The sequence below is a fragment of the Methanobacterium sp. BRmetb2 genome (assembly GCA_003491285.1).
GTDB lineage: Archaea > Methanobacteriota > Methanobacteria > Methanobacteriales > Methanobacteriaceae > UBA117.
This window is the reverse complement of sequence record CP022705.1, coordinates 751,193-770,568: the sequence shown is the minus strand read 5'-3', so window position 1 is coordinate 770,568 and position 19,376 is coordinate 751,193. Positions and strand designations below refer to the sequence as shown.

At 32.9% G+C, this 19,376-nt stretch carries 19 protein-coding genes; 11 read left to right on the top strand and 8 right to left on the bottom strand.

Features of this window, described 5'->3' with window-relative positions; translation table 11 throughout:
• Window positions 1-21 precede the first annotated feature (21 nt).
• Window positions 22-570, bottom strand: coding sequence for a transcriptional regulator (locus tag CIT01_03795; GenBank protein ID AXV38714.1), 549 nt, complete (start codon window positions 568-570; stop codon window positions 22-24).
• Between the two features lie 175 nt (window positions 571-745).
• Here CIT01_03795 and CIT01_03790 point away from each other — a divergent pair, with 175 nt between their 5' ends.
• The 3 genes from CIT01_03790 to CIT01_03780 all read left to right on the top strand — a co-directional run bounded on the left by CIT01_03790 (window position 746) and on the right by CIT01_03780 (window position 3,902).
• A complete protein-coding gene (locus tag CIT01_03790; GenBank protein ID AXV37384.1) occupies window positions 746-1,414 on the top strand; it encodes a tributyrin esterase in 669 nt (222 codons plus the stop codon).
• A 14-nt stretch (window positions 1,415-1,428) separates the two neighbouring features.
• A complete protein-coding gene (locus CIT01_03785; GenBank protein AXV37383.1) occupies window positions 1,429-3,297 on the top strand; it encodes a glutamate synthase in 1,869 nt (622 codons plus the stop codon).
• Between the two features lie 284 nt (window positions 3,298-3,581).
• A complete protein-coding gene (locus tag CIT01_03780) occupies window positions 3,582-3,902 on the top strand; it encodes a hypothetical protein (GenBank protein AXV37382.1) in 321 nt (106 codons plus the stop codon).
• Window positions 3,903-4,007: 105 nt separating this feature from the next.
• Here the strand turns inward: CIT01_03780 and CIT01_03775 are convergent, their stop codons facing one another.
• Window positions 4,008-4,700 carry a hypothetical protein gene (locus CIT01_03775; GenBank protein AXV37381.1) on the bottom strand — a complete coding sequence of 231 codons (693 nt, stop codon included), beginning with the start codon at window positions 4,698-4,700 and terminating at the stop codon, window positions 4,008-4,010.
• Between the two features lie 302 nt (window positions 4,701-5,002).
• Here CIT01_03775 and CIT01_03770 point away from each other — a divergent pair, with 302 nt between their 5' ends.
• The 3 genes from CIT01_03770 (at window position 5,003) to CIT01_03760 (ending at window position 8,552) form a co-directional block, all read left to right on the top strand.
• On the top strand, window positions 5,003-5,695 hold the full coding sequence (locus CIT01_03770; GenBank protein ID AXV37380.1) for a hypothetical protein: 693 nt from the start codon (window positions 5,003-5,005) through the stop codon (window positions 5,693-5,695).
• A 454-nt stretch (window positions 5,696-6,149) separates the two neighbouring features.
• On the top strand, window positions 6,150-6,842 hold the full coding sequence (locus CIT01_03765; protein AXV37379.1) for a hypothetical protein: 693 nt from the start codon (window positions 6,150-6,152) through the stop codon (window positions 6,840-6,842).
• Window positions 6,843-6,947: 105 nt separating this feature from the next.
• Entirely contained in the window at window positions 6,948-8,552 is a 1,605-nt protein-coding gene (locus CIT01_03760; GenBank protein ID AXV37378.1) for a hypothetical protein, read from the top strand.
• A gap of 103 nt (window positions 8,553-8,655) precedes the next feature.
• Here CIT01_03760 and CIT01_03755 read toward each other — a convergent pair whose 3' ends face one another.
• The gene (locus CIT01_03755; protein ID AXV37377.1) at window positions 8,656-9,798 is read right to left on the bottom strand and encodes a tRNA (guanine(10)-N(2))-dimethyltransferase; all 1,143 of its coding nucleotides are present in this window, start codon (window positions 9,796-9,798) and stop codon (window positions 8,656-8,658) included.
• A gap of 155 nt (window positions 9,799-9,953) precedes the next feature.
• Here CIT01_03755 and CIT01_03750 point away from each other — a divergent pair, with 155 nt between their 5' ends.
• Window positions 9,954-11,048 carry an aminotransferase DegT gene (locus CIT01_03750; GenBank protein AXV37376.1) on the top strand — a complete coding sequence of 365 codons (1,095 nt, stop codon included), beginning with the start codon at window positions 9,954-9,956 and terminating at the stop codon, window positions 11,046-11,048.
• Window positions 11,049-11,158: 110 nt separating this feature from the next.
• On the opposite strand, the gene CIT01_03745 is transcribed toward CIT01_03750, so the two are convergent.
• A complete protein-coding gene (locus CIT01_03745; GenBank protein AXV37375.1) occupies window positions 11,159-11,464 on the bottom strand; it encodes a hypothetical protein in 306 nt (101 codons plus the stop codon).
• Window positions 11,465-11,591: 127 nt separating this feature from the next.
• Here CIT01_03745 and CIT01_03740 point away from each other — a divergent pair, with 127 nt between their 5' ends.
• Window positions 11,592-12,434: a TIGR00269 family protein gene (locus CIT01_03740; GenBank protein ID AXV37374.1), complete on the top strand. Its 843-nt coding sequence runs from the start codon at window positions 11,592-11,594 to the stop codon at window positions 12,432-12,434.
• 30 nt (window positions 12,435-12,464) lie between these two features.
• Here the strand turns inward: CIT01_03740 and CIT01_03735 are convergent, their stop codons facing one another.
• The 4 genes from CIT01_03735 to comB form a co-directional block, all read right to left on the bottom strand.
• Window positions 12,465-14,054, bottom strand: a complete 1,590-nt coding sequence (locus CIT01_03735; protein AXV37373.1) for a GTP-binding protein — start codon at window positions 14,052-14,054, stop codon at window positions 12,465-12,467.
• 156 nt (window positions 14,055-14,210) lie between these two features.
• Window positions 14,211-14,423 (bottom strand): hypothetical protein, encoded by a 213-nt coding sequence (locus CIT01_03730; GenBank protein AXV37372.1) that lies wholly within the window; start codon window positions 14,421-14,423, stop codon window positions 14,211-14,213.
• Window positions 14,424-14,522: 99 nt separating this feature from the next.
• Window positions 14,523-15,689 (bottom strand): conjugal transfer protein TraB, encoded by a 1,167-nt coding sequence (locus CIT01_03725; protein ID AXV37371.1) that lies wholly within the window; start codon window positions 15,687-15,689, stop codon window positions 14,523-14,525.
• A 27-nt stretch (window positions 15,690-15,716) separates the two neighbouring features.
• Window positions 15,717-16,394 carry a 2-phosphosulfolactate phosphatase gene (gene comB / locus CIT01_03720; GenBank protein AXV37370.1) on the bottom strand — a complete coding sequence of 226 codons (678 nt, stop codon included), beginning with the start codon at window positions 16,392-16,394 and terminating at the stop codon, window positions 15,717-15,719.
• 358 nt (window positions 16,395-16,752) lie between these two features.
• Here comB and CIT01_03715 point away from each other — a divergent pair, with 358 nt between their 5' ends.
• The 3 genes from CIT01_03715 (at window position 16,753) to CIT01_03705 (ending at window position 19,359) form a co-directional block, all read left to right on the top strand.
• Entirely contained in the window at window positions 16,753-17,301 is a 549-nt protein-coding gene (locus tag CIT01_03715; GenBank protein AXV37369.1) for a hypothetical protein, read from the top strand.
• Entirely contained in the window at window positions 17,286-18,197 is a 912-nt protein-coding gene (locus tag CIT01_03710; protein AXV37368.1) for a methanogenesis marker 7 protein, read from the top strand. Before CIT01_03715 ends, CIT01_03710 begins: the two co-directional genes overlap by 16 nt.
• A gap of 88 nt (window positions 18,198-18,285) precedes the next feature.
• On the top strand, window positions 18,286-19,359 hold the full coding sequence (locus CIT01_03705) for a metallophosphoesterase (protein AXV37367.1): 1,074 nt from the start codon (window positions 18,286-18,288) through the stop codon (window positions 19,357-19,359).
• Window positions 19,360-19,376 lie beyond the last annotated feature (17 nt).

The window sequence follows — 19,376 nt, the reverse complement described above, 5'->3', positions numbered from 1 at the left end:
TATTCCGAGGTTAATTACAGATCAAATAATAACTAGCTGTCCTGTTGGTGTTATACTATATTTTTCGAATAATTGTGATTGTTCCACTAATCCATTCTCTACTAAGCCAGTCAGGTGTTTATAGACCATAGCTCGGGATATTCCAACTTTTTGTCCAATGGAAATTGCAGTTAAATTCTCTTCATTCAATGCTTCCAGAATTTTCATTCGGGTTTTAGATAATTCCAGTTTTAAGTTGGGTAGACGCACGGCTTCTTCATTGTAACAGATGAAAATGCCGTCAACTTCTTCTTTATTTGCCATGAAACTTAACAGAGGACCTAAACCATCTCCGTTGAAACCGACAAAAACTTCACCATGTGTTTTTGCACCTTGAATTATCTTTGATATTTTTTTACACACATCCAATGGATCAACACTATCTATTAAAATTTCGCCTCCCTTGAAATATTTGTCCAGACTACTTTCTCCACTTCCTTTTTCATGTATAGTTATCAATCCATCCACCTGAATTTTCATGGAAACTTCTAGGAGGCACTTGCCTTTTAGATTTGTTATTAATGTTCTCATTCCATCACCTGAAGATATCATTTTTTAATATCTATTCATATTGTTATAATATGTCTCACTTATATATTGAATGGTCTAATTTATCTATTTCAAAATAGCAACATTTATTAGAAGACTCTATTAATTGAATCATAATTATCTTTAATAAATAAAACCTATTTAAGGGGAAGATTCAATGACAACAGAAGAAAAGGTCATTTCAGGAAAATATATGACTACGAGAACTATAAATGTTGAAATCAAAAAAGCATTAGATGAAAATGAAAAAAATCTAAATATAGAGGTTACCAAACCTTTTGATTCGGTAGCTGTAGGTCTATGTTGCGATGCAGACATCACCTTGGCTGGTAGTCCTGGAGATTTTGCCGGAGCACTTAACGACGGAGCAAAAATCTCAATAAAAGGTAATACAGGACGTTATGTTGGGAATAACATGACTTCTGGTGAAATAATTGTCGAAGGATCTGCGGATGATGGTGTGGGCTTCGGTACTTATGATGGAACTATTATGATTCGTGGAAATGCAGGTAAAGGAGTAGGGCAACTGAATAAAGGCGGTACAATTATTATTGATGGAAATATAGGAGATTTATCAGGACTTTACATGCTAAGTGGAAACATAATCGTCACCGGAAATGCAGGAAATGACACAGGAGATTGGATGATCGGTGGTTCCATTTATGTGGGGGGTAAATTTGAAACTGGAACCAATGCAGTAATTAAAGAATTAACCCTTGATGATAAGCTTAAATTAAAGAAATTATTTGATGCATATTCTATTAAATCAGATATCGAAAATTTCAAAAAAATTGAAAATAAAGAAATTAGGCCATTCTATGGCTAATTGAAGGTGATAAAATGAATCAGATTCTTTTAACTAATCCAGAAAAATGTGATGGATGTAACGAATGTGCAGAGGCTTGTGCCAGTATAAATGGTGAGAGTGCTTTATTTTTACATAAAATGACTAAGGGTTATCAAACTGTTGTATGTCAACAATGTATCGATCCTGCATGTGCACGTGGATGTTTTAAAGATGCAATATACCGTGAAAACGGTATCGTAAAAATAAATCAAGATGAATGTGCGGGATGTAAATTGTGCATGTTGATGTGTCCAATTGGAAGTATTACTTACACAGAACAAGGAATGCTAAAATGTGATCAGCAATGTGCAGAATCAAATGGGGGAAAACCAGTATGTGTGGATGCATGTGAACAAGGTTGTTTAGAGGCTGTTAATGTAAAAGAATTCGCCACAGGTCTTCAGAGAGGATTTGAAGTGAATGGAAAAACATCAAACTCATCTCCTTCCCTAAATCCGGCTTCACCAGCCACAGATCTGGAAGCTGCAACTCAAGGACTTTGTGTATTTTGTGGTACTTGTGAAATTGTATGCCCTACCAATGCAATAGAAATAGTGGATAACCGACCTAAAATTGACAAAAATAGATGTATTTTATGTGGATCCTGTTTAGCTGCGTGTCCAGTGTTAATACCTACTGGAGCCGGAAGTATATGGGATCCTAGGACAATAGCAGATATTAGATATACTTCAAAGGCAGGTAAATATGTTTTAAGAGGTTTTGGTACTGAAAGGCGTTTACCTAATTTTGATGATATAATAATTTTACCTGCACAAGCATCAATTGCTCCTGTTGACAAGTATAGGGAGGCATGTAATACAAAAGTGGTATTGGGTACCCGATTTGCTGAAGTACCACTGGTTCTTGAATCACCAATACTTATTGCAGGTATGTCTTTCGGTGCTTTAAGTAAAGAATGTAAATTAGCAATGGCTAAAGGTACATCACTGGTTGGTTCATGCGCCAATACTGGTGAAGGTGGAATGTTACCTGAAGAACGAGAGTTTGCAGAAAATTTAATTGTCCAATATTCTTCAGGCAGGTTCGGAGTTTCCACCAGCTACTTAAATGGTGCTGATTGTATTGAAGTAAAGATTGGTCAAGGTGCTAAACCCGGTATGGGTGGGCATCTGTTAGCTGAAAAAGTAAGCCCTGAAGTGGCAAAAATCAGAGGCATACCAGAAGGAACAGATGCTTTAAGCCCGGCAAGATTTTTAGATGCCACGAAAGAGGGGGATCTGGCCAAGCACATCGAATTATTAAGAGAAGTGACAGACTGGAAACTTCCCATAATTGTAAAATTAGGGCCGGGAAGAGTTTATGATGATGTAATTATAGCTGGTGAGGCAGGAGCCGATGTAATATCTGTGGATGGGATGGAAGGTGGAACTGGAGCAGCTCCAGAGGTAGTAATTGAACATACTGGTATACCTACACTTCCTTCACTGGTCCAGGCAGTTAACGCCCTTGAAGATTCAGGCATGAAGGATGAATTAGATCTCATAATCACTGGTGGTATTAGAAGCGGAGCTGATGTGGCCAAAGCCATGGCTATGGGGGCTGATGCGGCTTATATTGGAACGGGCGCCATGATTGCCATGGGATGTCAGGCCTGTCGTATGTGTTACACTGGAAAATGTCCAGTAGGAGTTGCAACACAGGATCCGGATCTTCGAAAGAGGTTAGATGTGGATTTAGCTGCAATGAGAGTTGCAAACTACATTAAATCCATGACAGAAGAAACAAAAATGTTGGCTCAGCTTGCTGGACACGATGATATACGTAAGTTCTCTCCAGAAGATTTAAGAGCTTTAAGCTTAGATATTGCTGAGATTACAGGTTTAAAATTGGTGGGTAAATAAACCTACCTGTTTTCTATTTTTTCAGGATTTTTAACCATTTAAAAAAAAGGGATAGTACTTATGAGATTTTTTGAAAGAAAATTTATATTATAAAACATTTTTCATTATTTTTTAAAATATAGTGGCATTTATTTTATTTTGAAACAAATTTTAAGAATTTAAGTTGATTTTATATAATTTTACAGTACTATAAGCCCATAATATTTTGATTAACAACTTTTAGAATTTCTTTAGGAATATTTAAATATTAATATTTTCAGATAAGAATAAAGGAGGTTAATAACATGGATGATGATTTTGAATTAAAAGAATTATTTGAATATGAAGAAAAAGCTAGTAGATTAGAATTATTTGTAAGAATATTTTACATGATTCCTGTTGCTATAGTCCTATTTGTATACAGTATTATTGCAGGAATATGCGTTTTTATTCAATGGTGGATAATATTGATACTTGGAGAGCGAAATAAAAGCTTAAACGATCTTATTAAAGGATATTTGGAGTATAACGTCCATTTAATAAGTTATTTTAATTACATGACCGATGAAAGACCCGGTGTAACTCCTAAAAATGTTAGAATATACGAAATTATTGAAGAAGAGTAAATATTAATTATTTTAGTTTTTTTTAATTCTATTTTTTCCATTTTTTGTTGTTCTAGTTATATAAAATGCAATTATTAAAAAAGAAAAGAGGGGAATGTTTATAAATTATTCAGATAGGAAAAAAAGTGCCAGAGATCTACCAAAGAACATGTAGTAATAAGGTAGTGTCACTACCCATCCTATTATTGTAATTCCACCTATAAACGCGGCCACAAATCCAATTACAATCATAACCACATACCATATTATGAAGTCAATATAGCCTATAGTAGAAATTTTATCCAATAATTCGCTGAAATTGAAGGCTGCGCCTAAGCTACCATCGTAGTAAGCCATGTTCGCTGTACCCATTAAGAAGAGAGGTATTCCTATTATGAGCCCGTAAAGGAAGGTTAGAACTATACCTATCATATAAAGCCCTACATCAAATGATGTCATTGGTGTGATCATTCCAGTTTGGGACATTGCGATTAACTGAAACATCATTGTGCCCATGGTTAAGGCCAGTATTATGATAGCAGGAATCATATAAACTATATATGTTATACAAACCTTAAGTCCATCGATAAATAGATCAACCCATTCATCGAATTCTGGAAGTTCCTCTGCACCGGCGAGGGACCATTTAATAATTCTAAATATATAACCTGCAATAAATGGTACTACTACAAAACCAATTATACTGGTTACTGCATTAAGTGCCCAAAAAATAATAAACAAAACTATCAGTATTATCACATTCTTCCATTCAGAAGATGGATATTTTATGGCATCAGATACAATTTCACCAATATCCATTTTATTATCCTCCATTATTTTTTTAATATTATTGGCATAAGCCAATTAATTTTATGAATTTAAACAGATATAAATCATTTTATCCAAAAAAACTAGAGATTTAATAATCAAAAGTGTGCGGACTACACATAGTTTGTTTGGTTCATAAAATTACCACTTTAAGATCTGTAAAAATAATATTTTAAAAAATACTTGTAAAATATTCAGGATATTGTAAAAACATTTAAATAAAACATTTCTAATAAATTAAAAATCAAATTTTAAGATAATTTTATTCAATATACTACCTAATAGGTGAATTAATGAAAAAGATAGGCATATTTTTAATAATAATTCTAATTCTCGGAGGTTTTATTTACGTATCCAGCATGAATAGTAGAGTAGAACCATTGGGGAGACTGGTTTTTGTTAAATTAGCCAACCCAGACCTGTACCCTGGCCATCCTCATTCTGAACTTTTAGCAAGCTATGCAGAACAAAGAGGATCAAAATGTGCTTTGGTGGTGCATATGGCGGGAGGTTCTGGATACAGTCATTATAAAGAAGGAAATGTTACTATATTGCAATTAGGATTTTTAGATACTAAGGCAGACATGACCACTACAGGAATAGATTTTACAGATGCTATCAGTACGTTTATATTTGGAATTGATGATGATAGATATAATTATCGAGCAGATAGAAGAGAATTTGATACTTATGATGAGGCTATGGATTATATACAAAAATTAGCTGAAAAAAATGGACAGGAAGGTCCCATACCAATGGTTTATCATGGAAGTGTTAAAAAAGGTAATCCCTCCTTTAATCCAGGTTGTGGATTCCCATTATATGTTCAAGTATGCTGGAAAGAATGTGGTAGAATTGCTGCATATTATTACATAATCAAAGGATTAATATTTCCATACCTTAACTCACCATATGCAAACTATGAGTTGCAGCATGCTTCTCAAATCCAGTATTATTATGTGAACAACTTGTTAAACTATGAATAAATAGTTATTCCTTCTTTTTTTAAATAATTTACATTTTCTTTTTTTTATAAGGTTCTAATTGGCAGCTATTTACTTAATTCTTTGACATCTGGAGGCCCCAACACCACAGGATAGATCATAAAACACAGCGAATATTTACCCAGTAACAAATTACTAGAACAAACTGAGCCAGAACAAATCTAAAGGAGATATAAAGTTGAACAAGGAATACTCAACTATTTATAGAGAAAAATCAAAAAATGGACACAAAAAAGAGAAATAATATCAATACTCCATAACTTGAACAGTCCAAAAAACTAAAGATTTAATAATCAGAAGTGTGTAGACTACACATTAATCTGATTGATGTAACCCATCTAAGATAAGCAAAAATATTTTTAGTATATTTCTAATATTCAAAAAAATCAAATTTTAAGATAATTTTATCAGGTATTTATACTTAATAGGTGAATTAATGAAAAAGATAGGCATATTTTTAATAATAATTCTAATTCTCGGAGGTTTTATTTACGTATCAAGCATGAATAGTAAAGTAGAACCAGTAGGAAGGTTAGCTTTTGTTAAATTGGCCAACCCGGACATGTATCCTGGCCATCCTCATTCTGAACTTTTAGCAAGCTATGCAGAACAAAGAGGATCAAAATGTGCTTTGGTGGTGCATATGGCGGGAGGTTCTGGATACAGTCATTATAAAGAAGGAAATGTTACTATATTGCAATTAGGATTTTTAGATACTAAGGCAGACATGACCACTACAGGAATAGATTTTACAGATGTTTTAAGTACTTTCCTATTTGGAATACCTGAGGATCGATATAGATACCGGGCAGATGGAATAGAATTTGATACTTATGATGAGGCTATGAATCATATCTACAAGTTAGCCGAAGAAAATGGACAGGAAGGTCCCATACCCATGGTTTGGCATGGAACTGTTAAAAGAAACAGTCCTATACTGAATCCAGGTTGTGGATTCCCATTATATGTTCATTTATCATGGAAAGAATGTGGCAGAATCGCTACCTATTACTACATAATCAAAGGATCAATATTTCCATACCTTAACTCACCATATAGGAACTATGAACTTCAACATGCTTCGGAACTTCAATATTATTATGTAAATAACTTGTTAAACTATGAATAAAATTTTTTATTCCTTTTTTAAAATAAATTAAATTTCTATTTTAGGAATAAATTAAATTATAAAAAGAAGTCATAGCAGTTATATAGAATTTTTCGAGGAATAAACTTGTTTAAAAACCAGAATTCAAACTATTCATATGCCATTATTTTTTTAGTAATTATTGTAGCTTTTATGGCACTATTATGTTATATATGGCATTTCACTGTTGATGATGCTTTTATTTCTTTTAGATATGCTCTTAACTTTGCTGAAGGCCATGGAATAGTTTGGAATATTGGTGAACTACCTACTGAAGGATATAGTAACTTTTTATGGGTTGTAATGGTAGTTATATTGTTAAAATTGAATTTTGATCCGGTAATAGCCACTAAATTTTTAGGAATGATCTCTCTGGTGGGAATTGTTTTTATCTACTGGAAAATTTGTAAAGATCTATTGCCTGCTAATTTGAAAGTAACGGCCTTTATTATAGGGACAGTATTCTTATTAATTAATCCTGCTACAGCAATACACACAGTATCAGGATTAGAAACCATGTTCTACGCTTTTATAATGTTGTGTGTTACTTTTTTTGTTTATAAATTTATTGTAACTTCAAAAAAGCAGTATATATGGATATTTTCTCTATTCGCCCTTATATCCAGCCTTTTAAGGCCGGAAAGTATATTGTTTTCATTTGCATTAATATTTTTGATTTACATATTAACTGTTCATAAAACTGAATATGATTTAAAAGATAAAATAAAGTTCTTTTCACCGGTTTTACTGGTTTATATTTTACCTTTAGGGATTTATATGCTTTTCAGGTTACTTTATTTCCATGATTTTTTACCACTACCCTTCTATGTAAAGACAGTAACTCATGGAAGCGTATTTGATGGACTATACTATTTAAGTGAAGCAGTCAAATATTTGGCACCATTTTTAATACTAATATTAATTACGCTAACTGCTAAACTCGAAAAGTTAGGGCGTGATAAAGAAGGTCAATATTTTAAATTAAAGGTACTGTTAATCACAATTTTTACCATGGTAATATCTGCAAATATACTCTACCCTTTTTCTTCTCTTTACATGAATTTTGCTCAACGATTTTATTATCCTTCTTTTGTGTTGATTTACATTTTAACAGCGATATTGTTGGCAGTTCTCATTAATGAAATGGGCAATTTAGTTATTAAGGAAAAATTGAGAAAATATGCTAAAATTTCTGGTTTTATTGTGGTATTTCTGGTTTTATTGTCTAATCTCGGGTTTTCGCAGGATTATTTATATTTACATCAATGTTCACAGAGGTTTCCAGTATCTTATATTGCTCTTGGAACAGAATTGGAAACATTCTCATCTGATAATTTGACCTTCGCCAGTATGGATGCAGGATCCCTGCCTTATTTTTCAAAGTGGAACCATATAGACATGGTTGGTTTAAATGATAGATTTATTGCAAAAAATGGGGTGGCCACTTTAGATTACATCAAGAAAAAGAATCCCCAGTTAATAATATTTATATCCACAGATGGAAGAAACCCTGGAAATGTTTCCCGACAAGAACCTTTCATTAAATTCGTTGAAGAAAGAAATTATATTAAATTACCTGCCATAAGATATAAAGATCGTTACTACCTATTGACCTTTGTTGATCCAGAAATAAAAGATTTTGAAGAGATACAAAAGGCAATAATAAGAGTAAGTCAAAAATCTTTAAATTAACTCAAGTATCAGCAGGATTTTAAGGGTGGATTTACTTAAAAAAAGTCAACTTCATCTACTTTTAATTAAATTGAAGAAATTTAGTAAAATATTTTTCAGTTATTTAAATACCTAAAACAATCTTATCCAAAATTTCAATGGAAGCATCAGTCCTAATTCCGGTGGGCTTGAAATGGGTTCTGGATGCAAAATATCCTTCTTTTATAAGTTCATTTAATACTTTATCCAGCGGAGGGGCGCTAATTTTTAATTTTTTACTGATCTGGTGAAGATCAAAAAATGTTGGAGGTCCCATAGATTCATCATTACATCTATTCAGGAGTTTGCATGCTTCTCTTCTTTTATTAATAACTATGTCTGCTGTTATATTTAGCATACCTGTAATAAAATCAGAATTAAATATTTTATCACACCATAAAGGTCCTGCAACACCATATTTACTTCCGCAGACAGGACATTCTGATGGAATAAATGGGGCGAATCCCTTCGCCAACTCCCTATTAAGGCATTTATCACAATGTAAAATGAAACCCACCTCTTTAAGTGATTGATCAGTTATTTCTGCACCTTTATCAATAGTAATATACATTCTCATGTAATGTTCGGTACTGTGGGAAAACTTGATATCTATACTTTTTTTATATTTGGCAAAAACCCGAGCAATAAAACCTGCCAGAATTCTTATACCAATTTCGTGACAATATTCAGTTTTCAATGGTTTTGAAGAATATTTTCTGATGCAGGGATTTTTATAGGTTCCACACAGAGACGAAGTATCAGTAGCACTCACACATAGTAATCCTCCCGATTTAAGTGAAATTGCTGCAGATTCAATAAAATAAGAAGGAGTACCAAAAGGATCAATATCCACCACGTCAAATATGCCTTTACATTTTCTAAGCAGTAAATTGGCATCTTCCTGGCAAACTGTAACATTATATACTTTATTTAAATCAACATTTTCATGTGCAAAATCAACGGCCCGGGGATTTACATCATTAGTAACTATTTTATGGCTATTAACTTCCTTAGAGTACCTAATTCCCCGTATTCCACTACCCCCAAAAGCATCGCATATATTAAGTGGATTTCCTAACACTTTTTGATAGTGATTTAAAGCAATGACTGAAAGGTCTCGGTTAAGTTCCATTACTGGGTTGTAGAATACTGGTGCCTTAGAAGATACTTTTTCAAAGTCAGGTATTTTTATTGAAACCTGCCCTTCTTTTATGGTCTTATTTTGCATATTTTTTCCCTTAAGTAAACTTATTAGAATTTAAAAATGATATGGAATATTTTTTTAAAGATTATAAAAATCTATTATAAGTACTAAAGGAATATATGTTAGTTTATTAAAAACTTTTTTCAAGTTACATATTATTATTTATCAGGTGATATTTTGTGATACCCATTGCTAATCCAATCATAGATGACGAGGAAATAAATGAAGTAATAAAGGTTTTAAAATCAGGATTCATTGCACAAGGTCCTAAAGTCGCAGAATTTGAGGAAAACTTTGCAGAATTTGTTAATACAGAATATGCAGTTGCCACTAGTTCTGGAACAACAGCCTTACATGTTGCTCTTTTAAGTGCAGGTATTGGTCAAGGTGATGAAGTCATAACCACTCCTTTTACTTTTGCTGCAACAGCTAACTCTGTTTTATATACTGGAGCCCAACCAGTATTCGTGGATATTAATCCCGAAATGTATAATATTGATCCTGAGAAAATTGAAGATGCAATTACTGATAATACAAAGGCAATAATGCCCGTACACCTTTATGGACAGCCAGCAGACATGGAACCCATATCTAAAATAGCAAAAAGCTATGATCTATTGGTTATTGAAGATGCAGCACAAGCACACGGCGCAATGTATAAAGGTAAAATGGCAGGTTCCTTAGGGGACATGGCATGTTTCAGCTTTTATCCAACCAAAAACATGACCACCAGTGAGGGGGGCATGATCACCACTCAAAATGAGGATTTAGCTGAAAATTCAAGAACAATAAGGGCTCATGGTGAAAGCAACCGATATGAACACGTAACTTTGGGGTATAACTTCAGAATGACAGATATTGCTGCAGCAATAGGTATTATGCAACTTAAAAAATTAAATGAATTTAACAATAAGAGAATTAAAAATGCTGAATACTTTACCGAGAATATAAAATCGATGAATGGGATCATACCACCTCATGTACAGAAAGGTGTAAAGCACGTTTTCCATCAATATACAATAAGAGTGAATAAAACAAAAAGGAATGCAATGATAAAATTCTTAAATGATAATGGCATTGGTACCGGTATTCATTATCCTAAACCAATCTATAAACAGGAGTTGTACCAGAAATTAGGGTTCAAAGCCCATTGTCCAGAAGCAGAAAATGCTGCAGGAGAAGTAATTTCAATCCCAGTTCATCCCAGCTTAACAAAAATAGATCTGGAAAAGATAGTTCAAACTCTTAAAAATGCATCAAAAACAATATTATAATTTTTGCACATTTTTAACTATTTAAAAAGATAATGAAAGAGTAGTGGATATGTTATTTTAATATTCACTATATTTTTAGTTATAACATTCTTAATTAAGAAGTTATAATCTTATTTTTCCAATTTTTCTCTCACAGAACTTACTTTTTCTTTTATACTTTTTTCCACATCTCTCCTATCATCGATTATAATACTGGTAGCAACTCTATCTGTTCCTTTAAAGAATACGGCTTCATGGGCTACTTTAACGGCATCCAAAACTTCTTCAAGATCATTGCTTTCGATTATAGTTCCCATTCCACTTACCTTGTATGGCACTCCATTTTTATCTAGAGCAGCTACTGCAGCAGCAACATAATCGCTTAAACTGGTTTTACCAGTTCCAATAGGGATTATGGTAATTTCAGCAGATATCATGTTTTTTATATATGTTTAAATTATTATATAATTTTTAAGCAAAATTTTTTTATTAAACATTAAATAGTATAATAACTAGTATTACTGTTCTTAACCCAATTTAATGCACATTTGTCAAGGTTAGTCTATGGATCCAGAAATTTTTAATCAGAAAATTGAGAATATTGTACGTAGCACGGCTAAACAATACAAATTAATAGAATCTGGAGATAAGATTGCCATAGCAGTATCTGGTGGTAAAGATAGTATTTTAACTTTGCACATGCTTCACATGCTTCAAAAAGAACTTGATTTTGAAATTTTCGCCATATCTATAGATGAAGGTATTGCTGGTTATCGTGAAAGTGGAATCATGGCTGCTCGAAAGCATGCTGAGAATTTAGATGTGAAATTTATACTTAGATCCTTTAAAGATGAATTTGATTTTAGTCTGGATGATATTTCCACAAATTATAAAAGTGCATGTATTCCTTGCGGTGTTTTTAGAAGATATTTATTGAACAAAACCGCCTATGAAGAGGGTGCAGTTAAAATTGCCACAGGACATAATCTTGATGATGAGATCCAATCCTTTTTAATGAGTTTTGCCCGTGCCGATCTTATTAAGTTTTACAAGTTCGGACCTAAACTGGATTCAATCCATCCGAGGTTAATTCCACGAATAAAACCCCTTTGGAATATTCCCGAGAAGGAAGTAGGTATGTGGGCAGTTCTAAATGATGTAGACGTCCATTTTGCTGAATGTCCATATTCTTCAAGGTCTCTAAGATCGAAAATCAAAAATTTCCTGAATGAGGCTGAATCTAAAAAACCAGGAACAAAGTTTGCCATACTGGAATCTTTTAAAAAATCATTTAGATTTAAAAAACCGGACATCCAACTTTTTGAATGCGTTTATTGTGGTGAACCATCATCATCAACCACATGCAAAGCATGCATAATGATGAAAGAAATTAAGGATGAATATTAATTATAAAACGATGGACTTTAAAGAATGAATTTATTTAACTATTTTCTTGACAGTCCCAATGCCTTTACTTCTTCCTTCACGGAATATTAATTTTTGACCTTCTTTAATACAATAAGGTCTGTATTTGAATCTCATTAACACAGCACCACTATCTCCTGCCGATAAATATTTATTGTCAACCGGTTCAAGGATAGTTGTTTCGGAAATGGTTTCAATATGAGTTACACTTTCATAACCTTTTTTAATGGCTGTAGGATGAACTAATATTGCAACATCGGCCTCAAATTCTCTTACAGAATTTGCATCATAATTTAAGTCACATAAAATCATGCCTCTTCGGATATCCCCAATATTAACACCTTTTATTGATATCCCAACAACATCTCCAGTCTCTGCACATCCGATTTTATAATGATGCATCTCAATAGATTTTACAGTAACTTCTATAAATTTTCCAGAATTAGTAGGTCCTAAAAGTAATTTATCCCCTTTTTCAACTTTTCCCTGTCTTATAGTTCCGCTTACCACGGTTCCCACCCCAACAACAGAATAAATCTTGTCGATGTATATCATAAATGCTTTATCGAGATTTTTTTCCTTAACAGGACTTTTTAAATTCAAAAATAGTTTATTGAGAAGATTTAATCCATCACCAGTAACAGCGGAGATCATTATCACTGGAACTAGATGTTGATTCATGTTTGCTGCTATGAATTCTGCATTTTCTTCAGATTCAACGCTATATGGGATGCGGCCCACCAGTTTTAGAATTTCGAATATTTTTTCTTTCACAGCTTTTATTCTTTCAGGGTTTACCAGATCAATTTTAGTGATGGTTATTATCACTGGCAAGTCCATTGCCAGTATTATTCCCAGATGTTCTTTGGTTATATGTGTATGGCCCTGATCAGCAGCGATAGTCAACAGTCCATAGTTTAATTTTTGTCCTACTATGCCTCTTATGGTTGTTCTGAGCCATGGTTCATGTCCTACAGTATCAACAAATGAAATGAATCGGTCAGATTTTTCAACCAACTTTGATTTTTCTTTTTTATCTAATGGATTTGTCACATGGACTGGTTTATCATTTATAAAGCCATAAATAGCAAAAGAGAGATCAGCTGATAAACCTCGTTCTATTTCATGTTTCTGAACGTCCAAAAATATGCGGGTTTTACCTGATCCATCATCCAATTGACCTGTGGTTAAAGTTCCAAGAAGTGTGCTTTTACCATGGTCAACGTGCCCAGCCACACCAATCAGTATATGTTCTTTGTTGGTGCCTGGTTTTTTACCAATAAAAACCCTGGCAATTGTTCCCTTGTTCACTGAATATTCTTCTATTTTTTGAAATTCAGCATTTATTTCCCTGGCAATTTCTTTTAAAACAAATAAAGATTCCTTAAATTTCTCAGGTTCTAAGCCAACAAGTTCTCCATCATCATCAACACCTATAAAATACACGGCTTCTCCATTTCCCCTTTCCATCCGGTATTTCATTTGTGAGGCTAGGCGTTGTTTTCTGTCTTCAAGGAGATGGTAATCTCTAGTAAGCTTTTTTTTAAATTCAATATTTTTTCTTTCACCTTTTTTGGTGATATTATAGATATCAGATATCATAAAAACCTAAATCTAGATTTTTTAGTTTTTGTCTTTTTTAATATTTTAATACATTCAAATTTCATGGTTTAATTGATATTATCTACTAAATGGTTTAGAATGATCATTATGTAATATTGTAACAAATTTCATATCTTATCATATATCTTATTTATCTCATATCTTATCAGCTGTAGTAAACTTCAAACCACCGTACTTTTCTTCTTGCAATTCTCGAACAAGTTCAGAAGCTGTTTTAAAATCATCTGCCTTTTTTATTATCCTACGGCTTTTTAAAGTGATCGTTTTTCCACAAACACACTTTTTACGAGCAACTCCTTCTTTTGAGTACATAGCTCGTCCACAATCGCACCTAAAAACCAAATACATAAAATTCCTCATTTTATGATATAATATAGTTATTACCAATAATATATTTCAATTCACTAATTAATGGTTTTGGCAATATAAATTTAATTTAAAGGTTAATTATCCTCCAATTATTTTACTAAAAAGTGGAAAAATAACGTTAGGTATGGATATTAAGGTTCCTATGGTACAGCCAATGTTTGCTCCTACAACTACCAGTAAAACCCTAAATAGATTATTTTTCATCAAGTCTCTGAAACTATTGCACTTGCTTATATCATTAAAATCTTCAGAGTTTACTTTTCTCAGTTTAGCCTCTACTATTCCGGCAAACCATCCGGCAGCAAGTAGGGGATGAATAGAAGTTACTGGTGCTACCGCAAAAGCAGTTAGGGCGGAGTAAATCTTGGAACCAGTTATTATAGATCCAAGAAAGGAAAGTCCTCCAGTTAATACTATAAATTGTATTAAATTGCCTTGAATGTTTATCCCGTTAATCAAGGCAATAATAAATATTCCAATAAATATAACTGGAATGGAGTACACTATTAGTTTTCCTAAGGGAATTTTTGATTTTTTAAGGCTCAGAAGGCTGTAGAGTGGGGGAATTTCATCTGGATTTTTCAAATGTTTAGTGATTCCCTGTTTGTGCCCAGCCCCTACCACGGCGATTACCTCTTCTTCCTGAATTCCTAAAAGCATTTTAGCCATATAAGCATCTCTTTCTGTAACCAGGACATCATAAGCACCGGGTGATATTTCTTGAAAGTATTCCATTACTTCGTTTAATGTATCTCCCTCAGTTATACTGTCAATGTTCTCTAATTCATCATCTTTACTGAAAAAGGAAGCAATAATGCCATATACAAATTTTAATTTTTCAAAAAAACTCATCTGGTTTAAAGCCCGTCTTAGCGTTATGGTGATATCCCGGTCGATAAGAGCAACCCGGGCACCTACTTCTTCAGCTGCTTCTATAGCCACTAACATTTCAGAGCCAGGTTTAACACCTACTTCATCACCAATTTTGCGTTGGATATAGGATAAAAATCCACTGACCAATAACAGCGTTAATTTATCTCCTTTCATCATTTCCCTTAGGGGAATACTTTTTTTCTCTTCTTCTTTGTTACCGTACTTTTCATTCATCAGATTATTATAACGATTTGCACAGAGTTCTACGGCTACAACATCCGGTTTTTTCTCCAGTATAGCCTGTCGAACTTGTTCCACGCTCTTTTTTGATACGTGTGCGGTTCCTATGATTTCAAGTGATTCAGGATTCATGAATTTATCACATCATTATTAAAATTTTTAAATTATCTTCAACTTTTCAATCTTCCCCTTTTCATATAAAGGTACTGTGTCATATATATTTCTTTTAAGACAAAATTCTACATCATCTACAAAACCAATATCGGCCAATTTTAAGGCAGAATTAGAATTTTTAACAACTTGATCTACGTAATTTTTATCCGAGGACGCCATTAAAGCTGCAATTGCATATTCATCTAACTCATGGTTTTTTAGATAGGAAATGATTTCTCCTGCACCTAAAAAATCTTCTATAGCGAACCTGCCATCTACACCAGCCATAACTATTTCTATATGGTTTCGGGCAAGTTTTAGGGCACTTTCTGCAATTGATTCAGCGTTTACAAATGATCCGATTAAGATTTTTTCAGCCTGCATTCCGTCAATAATCCGTGTACCATTACTTGTGGTTAGAACCAGTGTATTTCCCTTGAAATTTTTTATCTGAATTGGCGAGTTTCCAGCATCAAACCATTCTACACTAGCCCCACCTCTTTCTCCTGCAAGAACCGCATCATACTTTTCTGCCAGTGATTCTGCAGTGTCCAAATTTTTAACAGGTATCACTTCATTAAAATTTTCTAAGGCCACAGTTATCGTAGTACTGGCTCTTAAAACATCCACCATTATGGCCACATCTCGGGTAATTGATTTTTCTAAACTTAATGAAATTTTCATTATAACACCAATTTACTGGGATTATCTTATCTAATTTAATGACTTAATTAATTTATCTTAAAACTGATTAAAATCAGCAAGTTTTAATCCGGGTTAAACCTATTAATCTTGAAATTCAAAGTAATGCCTGATTTGTTAAAGTTATGGGTTTTGTTTAGTATACTTTTTAATTTTAAAAGTTTATAATTTAGCAGTTAGATATTATGCTATAAAATTGTAATAGATTAAAAAATAGAATCAATTCGTGTTATTATTTATAGATAATTTTTTCATCAATATTATATTTTGATTTGTATATGCTTACCTATATTATTAATATTCAACTATAATAATCTTTAATATAATTGGGGCAGATTACATGAAAGTTGTTACCACACCTATGTGCAAGGAGGTTCTACAATTAGCAGGATTGTCAGATTTTATTGTGGATTTAAATATCAATTCTGCTGGTGCGGATATAGCAGTTGTATTATCTGAAACTAAAACAGATATTAAATCTATTAAAATCAAGCTTAATACATATTCTCAAATATATAACAGTATAACAAAACTTGCAAACATATTTCAAACTAAAATAGACCAGAAAATAATGGGAAACCTCCAAGATAAAATACAGTATATCCATGATTTAAAAAAATTTAATGAAAAACGAAAAATAAAAGTTAGGGTATATTCAAATTTCTTAAAGGACATAGTTGAAGATATGGGATTTACAATAGTTGAAGAAAATATTGGTGATGATTGTATTAATATAATCTATCCGGATTACATGGAGAAGAAAGTAGATTTTATAAAAGGGGATAATGTTATCAGTATTCCTTCACATAAACATGTGCCGACAGATCCATTAAAAAGGGCTGAATTAAGATATAGTATGCTGGAGAAAAGATTATGTATGAAACCTTAACTTATATCGGTGGAGTCCATAAACACGAAGAGATGAAGGAGCTTATTGAGGATTTGGGCGGATTTGTTCTTCAAGAAAACTTTTTGCAGATGGATCTTGTCCTTACATTAGCAGTTCCAATTGAAGATGTGGAAAGAGTAAAAGAAAAGGCCCGGGAATTATTGGGTAAGATAAAAATAGCCCCTATGGCCGGAACGGAGATTGCCATAGTTTCTCCTACTCTAGCCCGCCAACACCTTCCCCATTCTGCTTGTGACATATCAGAATATCTTCGAAGATACGGGGCAAAGGATAATATGATTGGTTTATCACGTGGCGCAGGTAAAGGAATAGCTCAAATCTCTGAAGATGAAAAAAGACTTATAGAAGAACATGATCTGGCCGTATTTGCTCTTGGAAGTTTTAGGGACTGTATAACAGAAAAAACTCATCTTTTTGAAGGGTTGGAGATACCGGTGGTGGTAACTGGCGCACCAGAAATTGATATTGATGATATTCCCGGAGCCACTGCATATGTAAGTGGTTTGGGCAGAATTCCACGCAGATTAAAAAGGGGAGAAGATATTAGGGCTATGAAAAAGCTGGTAGAAGTAGTGGAAAATATTTTAGATGATCGAAGAAGAGAAATAGCTGAAGATCCTCCTCTTGTTCCATCCATCTTGGTAAAAACCGAGATAGAAAATCAAGTTCCAGCTATCAAGGAAGTCTATTCACCAGCACCAGTTGTAAGTCAACTTGACGGAGTCAGAGTAAAACTCAAATACGACGATTATCGTGAGGAGATAGCAAAAGTCGAAGTAAACGATTATGTTCTGGGAGATATTGCAGAAATAAAGAAATCTTTTATGTATGATTACACACTGGTCAAATTGCTACCAGAAACATCTCTTATTTAGTTCAATTATTTTGTAAAAAAAGAATTGTGTAAAAAATTATTTTTTTAAATGAAATTTTATTTTTATTCTATCTAAATCGAGGTTTAAAATGAAAAGAATTTACCAACTCATTATAATGGCTATTGTATTTTTTCTAGGATTTTTTGCTTTGAATTATTACATTTTATTTCGTATGGCCTTTCTATTAGGTTTTTTTCAAACTAATTTCATGTATTCTTTAATCATAATTGCTTCTGCATCTTATCCTATTGCAATGTTTATTGAGAGGAATGTTTCCAACATATATACTCAAATTCTTTATACTATTGCATCAATATGGATGGGAATCTCCTTTTTTGTCCTGTTTTTACTCATTATCTATGAAATTCTTAATTTCATTTTCATAATACCGGCTTTTATTGCAGGTGTTGTAATTTTAGTATTTTCATCGCTATTGACTTTTTATTCACTGATACATGCTTTAATGATACAAATTAAAGAAATAGAAATACCATTCTCAGGTATTAGTACAGATCTTAGGATAGTCCAGCTTAGCGATATTCACATAGGTTCTATTAGAAATTCTGGTTATATGGAAAGAATTGTCAAAAAAACCAATGATCTAAATCCTGATATTGTCTTAATTACTGGAGATATGGTTGACGGCAGCGCTAGACTTCATAAAAAAACATTTTGTGCCATAGATAATATAAAAGGGCCAGTTTTATTTGTTATAGGTAACCATGAACTTTATGAAGGTTTTGATGAAGTTTACAGGGTCTTAACTCCCACGAAAATGATGATTTTAAGGAATGAGATTTTTGAATTTCAGGGCATTCAAATTATTGGGGTGGATTACTCCTTTGAAAAAAATCATCTCGAAAATGTTCTTACTGGACTTAAAATTAATAAAACACTTCCTTCTATTTTAATGTATCATGTCCCTCAAGGTGTAGAAGTTTCTAATAAATTTGGAATTAATTTACAACTTTCAGGACATACACATCAGGGACAGATATTTCCATTTAACCTACTGGTTAAATTGATTTTTCCTCATTTCAAGGGGCTTTATAAGTTTAAAAAAACTTATATCTATGTTTCGGCAGGTACTGGAACTTGGGGTCCTCCCATGCGGCTTGGATCATCTAATGAGATAAGTTTGATTACTTTAAAACATTCATAATGTTTACTATTTTAGAT